16 protein-coding genes are annotated in these 17488 nt (G+C 44.7%); 2 read left to right on the forward strand and 14 right to left on the reverse strand.

What is annotated here, in order from left to right; genetic code table 11:
* Positions 1 to 210: 210 nt before the first annotated feature.
* The 5 genes from rplS to ffh form a co-directional block, all read right to left on the reverse strand.
* Positions 211 to 564 (reverse strand): 50S ribosomal protein L19, encoded by a 354-nt coding sequence (rplS, locus tag R8O10_RS07425; RefSeq protein ID WP_005379971.1) that lies wholly within the window; start codon positions 562 to 564, stop codon positions 211 to 213.
* 41 nt (positions 565 to 605) lie between these two features.
* Complete coding sequence (gene trmD / locus R8O10_RS07430) at positions 606 to 1367, reverse strand: tRNA (guanosine(37)-N1)-methyltransferase TrmD (protein ID WP_005385420.1); 762 nt, start codon at positions 1365 to 1367, stop codon at positions 606 to 608.
* 27 nt (positions 1368 to 1394) lie between these two features.
* A complete protein-coding gene (gene rimM, locus R8O10_RS07435; protein ID WP_005379964.1) occupies positions 1395 to 1943 on the reverse strand; it encodes a ribosome maturation factor RimM in 549 nt (182 codons plus the stop codon).
* Between the two features lie 29 nt (positions 1944 to 1972).
* The gene (gene rpsP / locus R8O10_RS07440) at positions 1973 to 2221 is read right to left on the reverse strand and encodes a 30S ribosomal protein S16 (protein ID WP_005379962.1); all 249 of its coding nucleotides are present in this window, start codon (positions 2219 to 2221) and stop codon (positions 1973 to 1975) included.
* Between the two features lie 209 nt (positions 2222 to 2430).
* Positions 2431 to 3813 (reverse strand): signal recognition particle protein, encoded by a 1383-nt coding sequence (ffh, locus tag R8O10_RS07445; protein ID WP_005385423.1) that lies wholly within the window; start codon positions 3811 to 3813, stop codon positions 2431 to 2433.
* Positions 3814 to 4037: 224 nt separating this feature from the next.
* On the opposite strand from ffh, the gene R8O10_RS07450 reads away from it, so the two are divergent.
* On the forward strand, positions 4038 to 4832 hold the full coding sequence (locus tag R8O10_RS07450) for an inner membrane protein YpjD (protein WP_005379950.1): 795 nt from the start codon (positions 4038 to 4040) through the stop codon (positions 4830 to 4832).
* A gap of 124 nt (positions 4833 to 4956) precedes the next feature.
* Positions 4957 to 6237 carry an HlyC/CorC family transporter gene (locus tag R8O10_RS07455; protein ID WP_005379948.1) on the forward strand — a complete coding sequence of 427 codons (1281 nt, stop codon included), beginning with the start codon at positions 4957 to 4959 and terminating at the stop codon, positions 6235 to 6237.
* Between the two features lie 70 nt (positions 6238 to 6307).
* Here R8O10_RS07455 and luxS read toward each other — a convergent pair whose 3' ends face one another.
* The 9 genes from luxS to R8O10_RS07500 all read right to left on the reverse strand — a co-directional run bounded on the left by luxS (position 6308) and on the right by R8O10_RS07500 (position 16860).
* The gene (gene luxS / locus R8O10_RS07460; protein ID WP_005379945.1) at positions 6308 to 6826 is read right to left on the reverse strand and encodes an S-ribosylhomocysteine lyase; all 519 of its coding nucleotides are present in this window, start codon (positions 6824 to 6826) and stop codon (positions 6308 to 6310) included.
* A gap of 84 nt (positions 6827 to 6910) precedes the next feature.
* A complete protein-coding gene (locus R8O10_RS07465; protein ID WP_005379943.1) occupies positions 6911 to 7516 on the reverse strand; it encodes a hypothetical protein in 606 nt (201 codons plus the stop codon).
* A gap of 23 nt (positions 7517 to 7539) precedes the next feature.
* Complete coding sequence (gene gshA / locus R8O10_RS07470; protein ID WP_025768181.1) at positions 7540 to 9108, reverse strand: glutamate--cysteine ligase; 1569 nt, start codon at positions 9106 to 9108, stop codon at positions 7540 to 7542.
* Positions 9109 to 9264: 156 nt separating this feature from the next.
* Positions 9265 to 12108, reverse strand: a complete 2844-nt coding sequence (locus tag R8O10_RS07475) for a M16 family metallopeptidase (protein ID WP_042521322.1) — start codon at positions 12106 to 12108, stop codon at positions 9265 to 9267.
* 9 nt (positions 12109 to 12117) lie between these two features.
* Positions 12118 to 12579, reverse strand: a complete 462-nt coding sequence (locus R8O10_RS07480) for a YqaA family protein (RefSeq protein WP_005379938.1) — start codon at positions 12577 to 12579, stop codon at positions 12118 to 12120.
* Entirely contained in the window at positions 12573 to 13523 is a 951-nt protein-coding gene (locus R8O10_RS07485) for an NADP-dependent oxidoreductase (RefSeq protein ID WP_318191262.1), read from the reverse strand. The genes R8O10_RS07480 and R8O10_RS07485 overlap by 7 nt, the downstream gene beginning before the upstream one ends.
* Positions 13524 to 13646: 123 nt before the next feature.
* The gene (locus R8O10_RS07490; protein ID WP_005379935.1) at positions 13647 to 14777 is read right to left on the reverse strand and encodes a sodium ion-translocating decarboxylase subunit beta; all 1131 of its coding nucleotides are present in this window, start codon (positions 14775 to 14777) and stop codon (positions 13647 to 13649) included.
* A gap of 9 nt (positions 14778 to 14786) precedes the next feature.
* Positions 14787 to 16571, reverse strand: a complete 1785-nt coding sequence (oadA, locus tag R8O10_RS07495) for a sodium-extruding oxaloacetate decarboxylase subunit alpha (RefSeq protein WP_042521318.1) — start codon at positions 16569 to 16571, stop codon at positions 14787 to 14789.
* A gap of 31 nt (positions 16572 to 16602) precedes the next feature.
* The gene (locus R8O10_RS07500) at positions 16603 to 16860 is read right to left on the reverse strand and encodes an oxaloacetate decarboxylase subunit gamma (protein ID WP_005379932.1); all 258 of its coding nucleotides are present in this window, start codon (positions 16858 to 16860) and stop codon (positions 16603 to 16605) included.
* Between the last annotated feature and the right edge of the window lie 628 nt (positions 16861 to 17488).

Raw genomic sequence — 17488 nt, forward strand, 5'->3', positions numbered from 1 at the left:
TGTAATCTTTGACCATCATTTCCTGTCATTCCGAGGAGCCATAGCGACATCAGGAATCTATTCACAACAAGACAGAGGCGTGGAGTGTACGTCAGTGCATGAGCATCGACAGTGCAGGTCGGGCGAAAAGAAACGAGCAAGCTAATTACACAAATAAAAAAACGGAGCCCTAAAAGGACTCCGTTTAAGATGAGAACGCTAGTTATAGCATTACTTCTTAGCAAGTTTCTCTTTGATACGAGCAGACTTACCAGAACGCTCACGTAGGTAGTACAACTTGGCACGACGTACTGCACCACGGCGTTTAACTTCGATGCTATCAACGATTGGAGAGTGTGTTTGGAACGTACGCTCAACACCTTCACCGTTAGAGATCTTACGTACAGTGAAAGCAGAGTGTAGACCACGGTTACGGATTGCGATTACAACGCCTTCGAAAGCCTGTAGACGCTCACGGTCACCTTCTTTTACCTTAACTTGAACTACAACAGTGTCACCTGGTGCAAATTTAGGTAGGTCTGATTTCATTTGCTCTTCTTCAAGAGCTTTGATGATGTTACTCATTTTTTAAATTCCTAGAATAAACTGATACTAAATAAATTAGGTTACTTTGCGTTATGTTCTTTAATGGCTTTATGCTCATTAACAAACTCAGCAAGTAATTGTTCCTGTTCGTCAGTCAGAGCTAGGTTTTCCAGGAGCTCTGGTCTTCTTAGCCAAGTACGGCCCAACGACTGCTTGAGTCGCCATTGACGAATGTCCTTGTGATTGCCTGACATCAGTACCGCTGGTACCTCTTTGTCATCCAATACTTCTGGACGCGTATAGTGAGGGCAATCTAACAAGCCATTTGCAAAAGAGTCTTCTTCTGCTGACGCGAAATCCCCTAGTACACCCGGAACAAACCGAGAGACAGAGTCGATTAACGTCATGGCTGGTATCTCACCACCCGTCATCACAAAATCACCAATCGACCATTCTTCGTCGACTTCAGATTGAATGATGCGCTCATCTACCCCTTCATAACGACCACAAATCAGAAGCAAGTTCTCATTCGTTGCCAGTTCTTCCACTCCTTTCTGGTCGAGCTTGCGACCTTGAGGAGAAAGGTAGATGACTTTCGTCTTGCCCGGTGAGGCTGCTTTCGCGGTATGAATGGCATCGCGCAAAGGCTGAACCATCATTAACATACCAGGGCCACCACCGTAAGGTCGGTCATCGACTGTGCGATGTTTGTCGTGAGTGAAATCTCTAGGATTCCAAGTCTCAATCGACAAAAGACCTTTTTTAACCGCTTGACCTGTTACTCCAAAATCAGTAACAGAACGGAACATTTCTGGAAAAAGGCTAATAACGCCAACCCACATGTTTATCTCGCTCTGTAATTTTGGAGATTAGAATCCAGGATCCCAGTCAACTTCGATCCGTTGAGCTTCGCGATCAACATTAATGATCACTTGCTCTTCAAGGAACGGGATTAATCGTTCCTTCTGCCCGAAAGCATCTTTAAGATTTGCTTTAACAACCAGAACATCGTTTGAGCCAGTTTCTAGCATGTCAGTAACAACACCTAGATCGTAACCTTTAGTGGTTACAACTTGCATCCCAAACAATTCGCGCCAGTAGAACTCATCTTCTGACAATTCAGGAAGTACCGCAGGGTCAATAGCAATTTCAAAGTTCGTCATTAGATGTGCGTCTTCACGAACATCCATGCCTTCCAGCTTAGCCACCATACCTTTGTTATGGCGCTTCCAGCTTTCTACTTTGTACTCAACCCACTTGCCCTTTTGGTTAATGTACCAAGGGCTGTAATCGAAAATGCTTTCAGCATTGTCTGTGTAGGAAAAAACCTTAAGCCAACCACGAATGCCGTAAGTAGCACCAAACTTGCCTACAACAATCTTTTCGTTGCTCATTGTTTCTTTACCTTTCATCGACATAAACTAGTTTCTACTTTTCAAGTAAAAAATTAAGCCGCTTTTTGAGCGTCTTTAACTAGCTTAGCAACACGGTCAGATACTGACGCGCCTTGACCAACCCAGTGGTTAACGCGGTCTAGGTCTAGACGTAGACCTTCTTCTTGACCTTTAGCAGTTGGGTTGAAGAAACCAACTTTCTCGATGAAACGGCCAGTTGCAGCGTTGCGGCTGTCCGCTACTACGATTTGATAAAATGGACGCTTTTTAGCGCCGTGACGTGCCAAACGAATGGTTACCATGTCGTCCTCTTTGCTTTCTCAAAAATAAAATTAACCCCAAAAACCATTCAAGAAATTAAACAGTTTGGGGTCTCGTGCCAAAATAAAGCTCCGGAATTTTACTCTTCTCCCGGAGCAATGCAAGGAGTTTAGTTACTTTTTCACCAACATAAATTGAATTTAAAGTTTGTGACGTACCTAACACCCTGAATCTATGCGTGATCGATTAATTAACGACCAAATGGGTTGAAGCCACCGCCACCACCCATGCCGCCCATCATGCCTTGCATGTTGCGCATCATGCCTTTCATGCCACCTTTTTGCATCTTTTTCATCATTTTCTGCATTTGGGTGAACTGTTTTAGTAAGCGGTTTACATCTTGAACCTGCACACCAGAACCAGCCGCGATACGCTTCTTGCGCGAGCCCTTGATAATTTCTGGGCGTTGACGTTCTTTCATTGTCATGGAGCTGATGATCGCTTCCATCTGTTTGAACATCTTGTCATCGACTTTATCTTTCACATTGTCTGGTAGCTGGGACATTCCTGGAAGCTTATCCATCATCCCCATCATGCCGCCCATGTTTTGCATCTGGCCTAGCTGTTCACGGAAATCTTCAAGGTCGAAACCTTTCTTCTCTTTGAACTTCTTCGCTAACTTTTCTGCCTTTTCTTGGTCAACGTTGCGTTGTAGGTCTTCAATCAAAGACAGAACGTCACCCATGCCAAGAATACGTGAAGCAACACGATCTGGGTGGAACGGTTCTAGCGCGTCAGTTTTTTCACCGACACCCAAGAATTTGATTGGTTTGCCCGTGACATGGCGTACTGAAAGTGCCGCACCACCACGAGCATCACCATCAACCTTAGTTAGAACTACACCGGTAAGAGGTAGCGCATCGCCAAAGGCTTTTGCTGTATTTGCTGCGTCTTGACCCGTCATGGCGTCAACAACAAATAGCGTTTCTACTGGGTTGATAGCTGCGTGAAGATCTTTGATCTCCCCCATCATCTCTTCATCAATTGCCAAACGACCTGCGGTATCGACAATAAGTACGTCGTAGAATTTTTTCTTCGCATGGTCAATCGCTGCATTGGCGATATCAATAGGCTTTTGGTCTGGTGATGATGGGAAGAAGTCAACACCGATGTCTGATGCCAGTGTTTCAAGCTGCTTGATTGCCGCAGGACGGTAAACGTCGGCAGACACAACCAAAACTTTCTTCTTGTCACGTTCTTTTAGAAGCTTAGATAACTTACCTACCGATGTGGTTTTACCCGCACCTTGTAGACCTGCCATAAGAAGCACAGCAGGTGGTTGAGCGGCAAGGTTTAGCGCCTCATTCGACTCACCCATTACGGCTTCAAGTTCTGTTTGAACGATCTTGATAAATTCCTGACCTGGAGTCAGAGATTTAGAAACTTCTACGCCCACCGCTTTTTCTTTAACGCGGTTCACAAATTCACGAACGACCGGAAGCGCAACGTCAGCTTCAAGTAGAGCCATTCGGACTTCACGTAGGGTTTCTTTAATGTTGTCTTCGGTCAGACGACCTTTGCCACTGATATTTTTCAGCGTTTTGGATAATCGATCCGTTAAATTCTCAAACATCTTTGTCTCTTCGCTAAAATGGCGATTAATTAGTGTGAGTATACATTAGCCAAGGTCTGAGTCATACCCGTACCGCTGTCCTATTCTTGTCTCTATTTATATATGGTGCGGTAACTTATTAATTTCAATATCTCATCTCTCACGATTGATGTCGGATATAACGTAGCCCCAAAGTGTAATGCAAGGTATAATTTCTCCATCGTGCACAATAATATTTAGGATTCATGGATAGCTTAATAGCCATCGCGGCCGCCATACTTTATGTCTTGGCGATTGCGACCATCATACCCGGACTCTCACAACAGTCAGGAATCAAAGCAAAAACAGTGTTTGCTAGTGCTGCCTGTGCGCTTGTTTTTCATGCGTGGATTTTGAGTGATCTGATCTTTGATGGTTCAGGTCAAAACCTGAGTATTCTCAACGTGGCTTCTTTGATCAGTTTTATTATTTCTCTGGTCATGAGCCTTGCTATGTTGAAAAACCGACTGTGGTTTTTATTGCCTGTCGTTTATAGCTTTGCTGCCATCAATTTATCTGCTGCCACATTTTTGCCAAGCACGTTTATAAAGCACCTAGAGAATGACCCTAAGCTACTCATTCATATTTCATTTGCGCTCTTCTCATACGCGACTTTAACTATCGGGGCACTATATGCGCTTCAGTTGGCTTGGCTGGATCACAAACTGAAAGCAAAAAAATCTTTGGCGATTAACCCAAACCTGCCGCCTCTATTAATGGTGGAGCGTCAACTCTTCAAAATTATTTTGATCGGTAACTTATTGTTAACTGCCACGCTCATTACTGGCTTTGTCTTTGTGCAGGATATGTTTGCCCAAGGTAAGGCACATAAGGGCATTCTTTCTTTCATCGCTTGGGTGGTGTACTCAATACTGCTTTGGGGTCACTATCAAAAAGGCTGGCGTGGTAGAAAAGTCACATGGTTCGCTGTTGCAGGAGCAACACTGTTAACTCTGGCATATTTTGGCAGTCGCTTTGTAAAAGAAATCATCTTGAATTAAGGAGCTCTAGGGCTCCTATCCTTTATATTTTAGGCTAGATAAAATACAGTACGCCTTAACTCTTTGACTTAACGGACTTACTCAACCGTTATATAACCCAATACTTACAAGGAACAGCAACGTTTTGGACGACATCTCTACGGGTATCTTGTTTGCGCTACTCGCGTGTCTTATCGTCATATCAGGTTACTTTTCCGGTTCAGAAACAGGGATGATGTCTCTGAATCGTTATCGCTTAAAACACTTAGCCAAAAACGGGCATAAGGGTGCTAAGCGAGTCGAAAGACTATTAGACCGTCCAGATCGTTTGATTGGTCTTATTCTTATCGGCAACAACCTCGTTAATATTCTCGCGTCCGCGATCGCGACCATTATTGGTATGCGTTTGTATGGTGATTTAGGTGTCGCTATCGCAACCGGTGCACTAACTATGGTTGTATTGGTTTTTGCCGAGGTTACCCCTAAAACAATTGCAGCGCTTTACCCTGAACGTGTGTCCTACGCGAGCAGTATATTATTGACCATACTGATGAAGTTACTGTCGCCTTTAGTGATGCTTGTTAACTTTATTACGAATGGCTTTATCCGCTTACTTGGTGTAAGAGCGGATCACTCAGCAGAAGATCATCTTAGCTCCGATGAGCTGCGTACGGTGGTAAATGAAGCTGGCGGTTTGATCCCTCGCCGACACCAAGACATGCTAGTGTCTATTTTAGATCTTGAGCACGTCACCGTGAACGACATTATGGTCCCACGCAATGAAATTACCGGTATTGATATTAACGACGACTGGAAATCCATTGTTCGCCAGCTAACACACTCACCACATGGACGCATAGTTTTCTATCGTGACCAAATTGATGAAGTGGTTGGCATGCTGCGCTTGCGTGAAGCTTATCGTCTGATGTTGGAAAAGAACGAATTCAACAAAGAAACGCTATTACGTGCTGCTGATGAGGTCTATTACATCCCAGAAGGCACACCACTGAACGTGCAAATGTTGAAATTCCAACGCAACAAGCAACGTATCGGTCTGATCGTGGATGAGTACGGTGATATCATCGGTCTAATCACTCTTGAAGATATTCTGGAAGAGATCATTGGTGAGTTCACGACGTCAATTTCTCCAAGCCTCTCTGATGAAATCAGTCCTCAAGGTGACGGAAGCTTTCTTATTGAAGGCAGCACCAATATTCGAGATATTAACAAAGGCCTGAAATGGGATTTACCAACGGATGGCCCAAGAACGTTAAACGGTCTTATTTTGGAGCACCTGGAAGATATTCCAGAGAGCCATTTAAGCGTGAGAGTAGCGGGTCACCCAATGGAACTTGTTGAGATTGAAGAGAACCGAATCAAGCTCGTTCGTGTTTATCCGAAGAAGAAAAAATCGACATCCAAATAACCAAAAGAAAAGCCTGACTCATGTCAGGCTTTTTTACTTATTGGGGCAATATGCTTCTCTTAATGAGCACCTAGTCAATGCGCAACTCTTTTAACATCGACTCAGGCAAAGCAAGTTCATCATTTTTGTTCACCGAAACACCAGCATCCAAAATGTTCTTTGCGATCTGTTGTGCTTCTTTTAAAGAGTGCATTGCTGCCGTGCCGCATTGGTATTCGTTAAGTTCAGGGATCTTATTCTGACTTTCTACCTTCAGCACATCTTCCATTGCTGCAATCCAAGCATCTGCGACTTGCTGCTCTGATGGTGTGCCAATCAGGCTCATGTAAAAACCTGTGCGGCAACCCATAGGCGAAATATCGATGATCTCAACAGAATCATCGTTTAGGTGATTACGCATAAAGCCTGCATAAAGGTGCTCTAGGGTGTGAATACCTTTTTCAGAAAGAATGTCTTTGTTTGGCGCAGTAAAGCGTAAGTCGAAAACAGTAATCGTATCCCCTTTTGGGGTCTGCATGGTTTTCGCCACTCGTACAGCGGGTGCATTCATACGAGTGTGGTCCACGGTAAAACTATCGAGTAAAGGCATTACATCTCTCCTGATTGTAACTCCAGTACCTTTCGGTAATGGATAAATGTCATTCATCCCTACAGCACATGAACTGACTGTGGGCTAAAAGAACCAGCTGCTGTTGTCTTCTAATTCCTGACGACATTGCTTCAGCTGCCAGCCATAAGTTTTCGCTGTTTGTTCAACACGTCGAGCGACTTTGATTAAACTAGGCTTTCGATTATAAGTACCTCGCTTATACCCACCTCGCCCTTCATGATAAGCCAGATACTGGTTATAGGGATCCCATAATGAAATCCCTAGCTGACGCCGTGTTTCATGAGTATACCAACCGACAAACATCATAGAATCATCGAAGTTGGTACGAGAGCCACCCTGACCTGTGGCATCTTGGAAGTCTTCCCAAGCAGGGTCTTGAGCTTGAGCGTAACCATACGCACTGCTGACTCGTCCCCAAGGAATAAACCCTAGCAAATAATCTTTAGGTGGTTTTGCATCGTGCCGAAAGCTGCTTTCTTGTTTAATGATGGCCATAGCGACATGAATAGGGGTCCCCCATTCATCTTCCATATCTTTGGCATCATCGTACCAACCGGATTTCTCTCGGAATATCTCGCATAAGTTATTCTGCTGCTTTGGCGGTGCCGTAGCACAACCTGCAAGTAACACGCTTCCAAGTACCGCTACTACTGACGACTTAATGTTCAACCGCACCAATCCTTAGTTAGTCATTACTGCTTCAGGTAAGCAAAGTAATCTTCCAAAAAATCATCAAAAGAAAGCGTGTCACTCTGCTCTGCTTGCTTTTGTTTTTCCACGGACGACGCTACTTCCGTTTCCATCGTATCTTGTGAGTAGTACTGATAACCGTGAGCTAGGTTTTCATCACGGTACTTCATACCAAGAGTACAACCAACTTTACCTAGCCCACCCAGCTCTTTCGTTAGCTCTAATAGTTGACCAGAGATCGTTAGTTCTGGGTTATCAATCCATGTCTCGAGTTGATTACACACATCTTGGTATGCACTGCCACCAGCGGTCATATCCATTTGCTGTGCTATTTGACGTAACTCGACGAAAACTCGGTGTGCCCAATCTTGTAGAGATAGACGTTCACCTTGACAACCAATTTGCAGCATTAGACCTTTTTCACGGCCAGAAACAATGACTTTATTCCAGTTATCGCGCCAACACTCTAATTCACAGTTATCCATAGGGTCTGAGTCTGACAAGGCCGCCCAGGTAAGGAAGAGATCCAAGAATCGTACTTGATCTTCATTTAAGCCCACTGCGCTGAATGGGTTAACGTCTAGAGAACGAACTTCAATGTATTCGACACCACCGCGTCGTAACGCATCTGAAGGCTTCTCACCACTTTTCGATACACGTTTTGGACGAATCGGAGCGTACAGTTCATTCTCAATTTGTAAGATATTGGAATTAAGCTGGCGGTATTCACCATCCACTTTTACCCCAATTTTCGCAAACTCTTCTGATGGGTGGCGAATCGCATCACTCAAACCATCGAGGTATTGGTCAATGCTGTTAAAACCAATTTTCAGCACACTTTGAGCACTATTGGTATAGCCAAGATCGCTCAAACGCAAAGACGTCGACTTCGGCAAATATAATGTCCCGCCAATCTTCTCGAATGGCAGATCGGTTTCACGACCTTGAATAAAAGAGCCACATAACGCTGGTGATGCACCAAAGAAGTAGGGAATCATCCAGCCAAAGCGGTAGTAATTACGGATCAACGCAAAGTACGCATCAGACTTAGCATCTTGGCGGGCTTGTTCATCTTGCTCGCCATAGAGCGCATCCCAAAATGTTTCAGGAAACGAGAAGTTAAAGTGGACACCTGAAATAATTTGCATCAGGCTGCCATAACGACGCTTTAGGCCTTCTCGGTACAACGTTTTCATTTTCGCTGCATTCGAAGAGCCATACTGGGCTAACTGAATATCATCCTCTGAGCCTACGTAGCAAGGCATTGATAGTGGCCACATTTTCTCTTCACCCATTTTGGTTTGAGTGAAATGATGGATATCTTTCAGCTGTGCCATCAGTTCTGGAATTTCATGTGACACAGGCGTAATGAACTCTAACAATGATTCCGAAAAATCCGTTGTGATCCATTGATTTGTGAACGCAGAGCCTAACCCTTCAGGATGAGGAGTTGTAGCTAGATGTCCATCCTGACGATAGCGCAAAGTTTCTCGCTCAACACCGCGTCCAAACTGCTTAAATACTTCGGGGTTTGATGCAACTTTTTTTAGTCGCGCAGCAAAATCAGTCAAAATGAGGTTCGCTTATATTGGGAGCAGGACACTTGTTACATAACACAAGTGTAAGCTAAGTTATTGATAGTTAATGCATCTAGATAAATAACCCACGAAAAGTTGCTTATCTAGATGAATAGCGGAGAAACGTTTCTCCGCTATTAAATGTGTACTCTATCGAATGATTTCAAGCTCTTCTACGTCTTTCCCCAACTTTTCTAATTGAGGACGCAACGATTTAGCATCACCAACGACGATAATTTGATAGTCATTTGGATCAAACCATTTCTGAGCCAGCGCATTCAACGTCTGCTTATCGACTTTTTCTACGATAGCGTTTCTTTGCTGCAAGTAATCATGATCGAGGTTGTACTTAAGAATATCACTGATGAGCTCCGCTTTTTGTGTTGGTGTTTCATATTTCAGTGCATCTTTTTGACCGACCGCTTGACGCATAAATTTCATCTCTTCATCAGTAATACCTGACTGCGAGTATTCATTTAGCTCATTTTCCATCTCAATGATCGAAGCAACCGTTGCATCCGCTCGTACTTGCGCGGTGAAAACCACCGAGCCTGTTTCTGGATTACCAGAGAAGTAGCCGTAAGCACCGTATGTGTAACCCTTGTCTTCACGTAGATTTTGGTTAATGCGGCTATTGAAGTTCCCAGCTAAGTTGAAGTTTGCCAGTTGGCTTAGGTAAAAATCGCCCGTTGCGTCGTAAGGCATACCTTGACGAACCATCATGACCACACTTTGCGGCGCTCCCGGTTTATCAACAAGATGGATCTTTTGCTCACCTAATGCAGCAATGCTTTGCGGTGCATACAATGGCGCAGCTTCATCTTGCCAGTTTTTCCAGAACGTCAGTTGCTGCTCAATTTCCTGTCTATTGATGTCACCAACAACGACGATTTGCGCACTTTGTGGCGTGTAATGCTTCGAGTAGAATTCACGGACATCATCCAACGTTAATGCACTGACACCTGCTTGCGTGCCGTCTTTTGGTCGAGCAAAAACCGAATCCCCATAGAGCACCTGGCGACTCGCTTGTGACGCCATCCAACTTGGATTTTGGTGCTCATATACCAGGCCTTCTAGCGCTTGCATTTTTACACGCTCGAAATCATCTTGATTAAATGCAGGAGACAGCAACATCTCTTCGACAATTTTTAACGTCGGCTCTAAGTTCTTTTCTAGAGCAGAAACACTGATGTTTGTTGTATAACCTGTGGCATTAACAGAGATAACACTACCCAGTTTATCAAGCTCAGCTTGAATCTCTTCGACACTGCGTTTCGTTGTGCCTTCTTGCAACATCGCAGCGGTCAATTGGGCAAGACCTTCTTTACCCTTTTCAACAAAACGTGTCCCTGCAGGTAAACTAAATTGCATCATCACCGTCGGCGTTTCATCGCTAACTGCACCAAGCAGCTCTGAGCCATTCTTGAAATGTAACTCGTACAGCTCTGGCATCGTCGCTTTCACTGGTTCTCCTACTGGCGGTTGCACTGAGCGATCGAAGTTATCGGTCGCACGACGATACGCCAATTGGTCATCGGAAATCTTCTCATATTCTGGCAGCGTACGCTTTGGTGTCACAAAGGTCGCAGGTTTTACGACAAGGTCTGTTTTTCCTTTTGGGACCACGCTTAGGGTCACTTTGTTCTTACCTTGGATAAAGTCCGTATACGCTTTTTCTACCGAAGTCGGCGTAACTGCACGGATTTGTTCAAGCTGTTGCTCAAGACGATCAGGATCGCCGAAAAATGTCTCGTTGGAAGCCAACTGAGTCACTTTACCTTTAACGCTTTCTAGCGCAAAAATAGCATCCGCTTCCGCTTTACCCTTCAACTGCTCAAGGCGATCTTTTGTCACGCCTTTTTCCGCAAACTGATTCAGTGATTGTAAAAGCTCGTCGTACAGTTTTGATAGGTCGCCTTTGTCTCCAGAATCACCCATTGCGTAAACGTAAAAGTTACACGCCAGTTCAGCACAATCATGGAATGAACCAGCATCGACCGCTTTTTGAGTCTTCACTAGGTCTTGATAGAGCACGCTGTTGGTACCGCCACCCAATACTTCTGATAATGTATCGAGAGACGCTTGGCTTTCTTCGCCATTGTAGGTTGTTGGCCACGCGATCATCACCATAGGTTGTTGAATACGATCTTCTAGAGTGATGTATTTATCTTCTTGCAGTTTTGCAGGTTGTTTCGGCGCATTTTCAACCTCAGGACCACGAGGAATCGAACCGAAGTACTTATTTACCCACTCTAGAGTTTGTTCAACGTCTAAGTCACCACCGATCGTGATAGTCGCATTGTTTGGGCCATACCAACGCAAGAAAAACGCTTTGAGATCGTTCACATCAACACGATCAAGATCTTCAACATAACCAATGGTTTGCCACGAATACGGATGACCTTCAGGATATAGCGCTTCGGACATGCGCTCCCAAATTAAGCCATAAGGACGATTATCGTAACGCTGAGCTCGCTCATTTTTTACAGTAGAACGCTGAATTTCAAATTTGCGTTGAGAAACCGCATCCAACAAAAAGCCCATACGGTCAGACTCTAACCACAGCATTTTCTCGAGCTGGTTAGCAGGGACAGTTTCAAAGTAGTTAGTACGATCGCGGTTTGTTGTACCATTTAACGTGCCGCCAGCCTCTGTGATGATCCTGAAGTGCTCTTGGTCACCAACGTTCTCTGAACCTTGGAACATCATGTGCTCAAAGAAATGCGCAAAACCAGACTTACCCACTTCTTCACGAGCTGAACCAACATGGTAAGTCACATCCACATGGACCAATGGGTCAGAATCTTCAGGAGCTAAGATCACCGTTAAACCATTATCGAGTTTATACTTTTGGTATGGAATCTTAACTTTGCCTTCTTCAGCTTTCGATGACTCAACGAAAGTTACCCCTTTCGGCAGTGATGAAACTGGCGTATTTGATGCACAGCCCGTGATCACCAACAGTGAACACGCGCCAACCCAAAACATCTTCATGTACTTTCCTTAAAATAATCCGAGATAGATGGCCGCAAGTAAGCTATACCTAGCAGCCTTTCCTAAAAATATTAAAATCACGCAAGGCAGAAACTTCATTCTTAGCCACCCTGCGGCTAAACACAGCGGGTCTCCTATTACAGGTAACCAGCTAAAAAATAATCCCCAATAGCCATACTTAGAGAGCCACTTTAATGCGGTATGACCGTGCTTTTCCTCTTGTGCTTTGTTGGGAATCCACAAGCCAAGCCAATAATTTGTTAAGCCACCAAGCGTATTACCGATAGTAGCGACCATAACAATTGAAGAAACGGAGTATTGATTTAATGAGAGAGTGGCAACTAAGCCCGCCTCAGAACCACCAGGCAACAACGTGGCACTGAGAAAACCGGTCATGAAAAGCACCCATAATGCTGAATCTGAAAACCAAAGCGCTAAACTTTCAAAACTCGTGTTAAATGCTTCTAGCATGTCATATCAAGCAACACCTTGCCTCTGGTTCTTCCTGATTCGACCTGCTGGTGAGCACCAATGACATCACTCATAGGATAAACCTGTTGAATTTCAGTCTTCAGTAAGCCAACGCCGACCATGTACAACAAGGTATCTAACTGCGCAGGGTCTGGTTCAACCAACATGCCACTAGCCTCAAAGCCTAGGAGTTTGGCTTTTTCACAAATCAGCTCAGCAGTTATGGTTGGAACGGTGATGACTCTCGCATTGTCTTTCAGGCATTTAAGCGCATCTAACGCAGCATCTCCGCCTACTAAATCAATCAAAACATCAACATCTTCAACACGTTCTGACACTGGTGCAAATTGATAGTTCACTGCATGAGCACCGAGCGTCGCAAGGTAATCTAAATTTCGTTCACTGCAGGTTGTAAAGACTTCCGCTTTCGTCGCGATCGCAATTTGTACCGCGAGGTGTCCAACACCACCGGCACCAGCGAGGATAAGTACGCGATCGTTTTCCGTCACATTAGCCTTACTGAGAGCTTGTGCCGCAGTTTGTCCCGCCAACGGTAATGCAGAAGCTGCCTCTAAAGTGACAGAGCTAGGAACATGACTTAACTCAGTTTCTGGAACACATATGTATTGACTGTATCCACCGCCTCGAACTGGGAAACCAATAAATCCAGCCACCTCATCACCTTGATTAAAACGTGATGCCCCCTCTCCACAAGACATCACTTTTCCTGAGATGTCGTAACCTGGCACCCAAGGTAAATTATCCTTATTCTGCGCTGCCGCCCAACCGAGCCCAGCTCGAGTTTTGACATCAATAGGATTTACGCCTGAAAAAGCGACTTTTACTAAGACTTCACCAGGCTGTGGTGATGGTGTAGAAGCATGCTGAATCGCGAGTACGTTGGCATCACCAAACTCAGTGATAACGATCTGTTTGTGTTCCATAAACCATTCCCTGCAAGAAAACAAAAAGGGATGCGAAAGCATCCCTTTGACTATAAACCATTTTGTTAACCTAAGTTAATCGTGATTTTGTAAATTGGTTGATCATTCCATTTTCAATAATGTCTAACCAACAAGTGCTAACAATATACCAGCCGCAACGGCTGAACCCAGCACACCAGCAACGTTTGGTCCCATCGCATGCATTAACAAAAAGTTTTGCGGGTTAGCTTGTAAACCAACTTTGTTTACGACTCGCGCGGCCATTGGTACCGCAGAAACGCCAGCCGCACCAATAAGTGGGTTGATGTCTTCTTTCGAGAACTTGTTAAGCAGTTTCGCCATCAGGACGCCCGCACCAGTACCGATACTAAATGCAACTGCGCCTAACCCCAAGATACCTAACGTTTCTAGGTTCAAGAACTGCTCAGCTTGCAGCTTAGAACCAACACCAAGACCTAAAAAGATAGTCACTATGTTGATCAATTCATTTTGAGCAGTTTTCGATAAACGATCGACCACACCAGCTTCACGCATCAAGTTACCCAAACAGAACATACCAACCAATGGCGTAGCTGAAGGCAAGAACAGAATCGTCATCAGTAATACAGCAAGCGGGAAGATGACTTTCTCCCATTTACCAACATGACGAAGCTGAGCCATCTTGATTTGACGCTCTTCCTTGGTTGTCAGTGCTTTCATGATTGGTGGCTGGATGATCGGCACCAATGCCATATAGCTGTATGCCGCGACTGCAATCGCACCTAACAGATCTGGAGAGAGCTTACTCGCCAAGAAAATCGCTGTTGGCCCATCAGCACCACCGATGATCGCAATAGACGATGCATCCGCCATGGAGAACTCCATGCCAGGTACATAGTTGAGCAAAATAGCGCCAAACAGTGTTGCAAAAATACCAAACTGCGCAGCCGCACCTAACCACAACGTTTTTGGGTTTGCGATCAAAGCACCAAAGTCAGTCATCGCGCCCACACCCATGAAGATCAATAGCGGGAACACACCCGATTCAATCCCAATGTAGTAAACGTAGTAGAGCAAGCCACCAGGCTCAGTAAAGCCAGCATTTGGAATATTCGCCAAAATAGCACCGAAACCAATCGGCAATAACAGTAAAGGTTCAAATCCTTTTTTAATTGCCAAAAACAGCAAGGTACAACCAACCAGCATCATACAGATTTGGCCGAACTCGAAGTTAGCGATCCCTGTTTCTGCCCAAAGGGTTAACAATCCGTCCATGATACTCCCTTACGCCAGGCTCAACAGAGGCGCACCTACTGTGACAGCATCGCCTTCTTTAACGTTCAGCTCTTGAACCACACCACCACGCGCCGCTCGTACTTCAGTTTCCATTTTCATCGCTTCAAGGATGAGCAATACATCGCCTTCAGCTACCTCAGCACCAGGTTGAACATTCACTTTGAAGATGTTACCTGCAAGAGGAGCAGGCACCGCTTCAGCTGAAGCATTAGAAGGTGTGCTAGGTGTAGCCGATTTTGCCGGTGCATTAGAAGGAGCAACAGATGTCAGTTCACCTTGAGGGCCAACTTCCACCTCATACACCTGCCCGTCAACACGTACACTATAAGTTTCTACACCACCAGTTGCTGGTTGAGCTGCAGGTACAGCAGGCTTCGCAGCTTCTAGCGTTGGTGCAGGCTCAAATGCTTCTGGGTTTTCACGATTCTTAAGGAATTTAAGCCCAACTTGAGGGAAAAGTGCATAAGTGAGTACGTCATCAACACGCTCACTTGCTAGCTTAATGCCTTCTGATTTCGCTTTCTCCATCAGATCAACCGTAAGCGTCTCCATTTCAGGCTCAAGTAAATCGGCAGGACGACAGGTAATTGGCTCTTTACCATCAAGCACTTTCGCTTGCAGTTCTGCATTTAACTCGGCTGGTGCTTGACCGTACTCACCTTTCAATAGACCTGCGGTTTCCTTGGTAATACTCTTATAGCGCTCGCCAGTAAGCACGTTAATCACCGCTTGAGTACCGACGATCTGTGAAGTTGGAGTCACCAATGGAATGAAACCAAGATCTTCACGTACACGAGGGATCTCTTCTAATACTTCATCAATGCGATCCGCAGCGCCCTGCTCTTTCAACTGGCCTTCCATATTGGTCAGCATACCACCAGGCACTTGAGCAATCAGGATGCGTGAATCGACTCCTTTTAACTGGCCTTCCCACTTCGCATACTTCTTACGTACCTCACGGAAATATGCGGCGATAGGTTCCAGTTGCTCGAGTTTCAAATTGGTATCTCGCTCGGTACCTTCTAGCATAGCGACTACCGTTTCAGTCGGTGTATGGCCGTAGGTACAACTCATTGAAGAAATCGCAGTATCGAGAATATCAATACCGGCTTCTACTGCTTTTACCGCCGTTGCTGTAGACAGCCCCGTTGTTGCATGACAATGAAGTGCCAATGGCACATCACAAGACGCTTTGATACGCGTGATAAGCTCTTCCGCTTCATAAGGCTTAAGTAAGCCAGACATATCTTTAATACACAGCGAGTGACAACCTAAATCCTCTAGGCGTTTTGCCAAGTCAACCCAAGTGTCTGCGTTATGCACTGGGCTCGTTGTGTAAGACAACGTACCTTGAGCATGCGCACCAACATCAACCGTTGCTTTAACGGCTTTCTGGAAGTTTCGCACGTCATTCATTGCATCAAAAATACGGAATACATCCATGCCGTTAGCATGCGCGCGTTCCACAAACTTCTCTACTACGTCGTCGGCATAATGGCGGTATCCTAAAAGGTTTTGACCACGCAGTAGCATTTGCATTGGTGTATTAGGCATCGCTTTTTTTAGTTCACGTAAACGCTCCCAAGGGTCTTCCCCTAAGAATCGAATACAAGAATCAAATGTTGCACCACCCCAAGTCTCTAGAGACCAGTAACCAACCTTATCCAACTCAGCTGCGATAGGCAGCATATCCTCAATACGCATACGCGTAGCAAATAGTGATTGATGGGCATCACGAAGGACCACATCAGTAATAGCTAGTGGTTTAGACATGCTCTTAAACTCCTTTTTAATCCTAGTTCGGCTACTTCGCGAATGAGGCGCGATGTTTATGAATCGCAGCCGAGATCGCCGCCACTACTTGTGGACTAACAGCTGAAGAGGTTGATTGAATATTAGTGTTTGTTTTTGGTGCTGCGATCGGCTCTGGTACTTCTTCTGGTACCAATTTCGACATTAACCGAACGAGATAAACAAGAATAGTGAGGAAAATAAATACGACCGCCATCCCCGTTAGCATCAGGGTGGCCGCATCTACTAGCAGGCTTCCTATATTAGTCATGTTGCTTCCTTTCTTTGTCATCCTGACAACGTGCAGGACTTTAATAGTGTCAAATCCCGACCCATGGATTATCTCGATTGGTTAAATTTTGTCAATTTTGTTTAAGGAAGGTTTGTAGTAATCCTGATAAATGATTATTTATTCACTACCCAGATCACAGTTCATGACAAAATAATCACTTCAAATCGCTACCACCTTATGAACAGAGTAAAGGAGGACATAAATAAAAACTGCGATTTAGATTTCAAAATCAAATCGGTACTCACGCAGTAAAAACCAACAAAAACAAAAAGATGAATAAAATTAACAATTAATAAACAAATAACAAACAAAGTAACTACATAAGAGTAATTGAAATGAAAAATGGAAGTCAGTGTATAGGAGGGATAATCAGGATGATTTCACACGATGCGACAGAAGCTTGATAGCAAATTGCTTAGATACGCACATATTCGCTTTTAAAAAAGAGGAACATAGGCTCTAGTGATCCTACGCCATATTTCAGATGTCTAGATACAAAAAAGCCTCGCAATTGCGAGGCTGTTTCAATGAGTGGCGCGTCCTGGAGGATTCGAACCTCCGACCGCCTGGTTCGTAGCCAGGTACTCTATCCAGCTGAGCTAAGGAC

It is taken from the genome of Vibrio sp. 1727 (genome assembly GCF_033344415.1).
In the GTDB taxonomy this organism is placed as follows: Bacteria; Pseudomonadota; Gammaproteobacteria; order Enterobacterales; family Vibrionaceae; genus Vibrio; species Vibrio alginolyticus.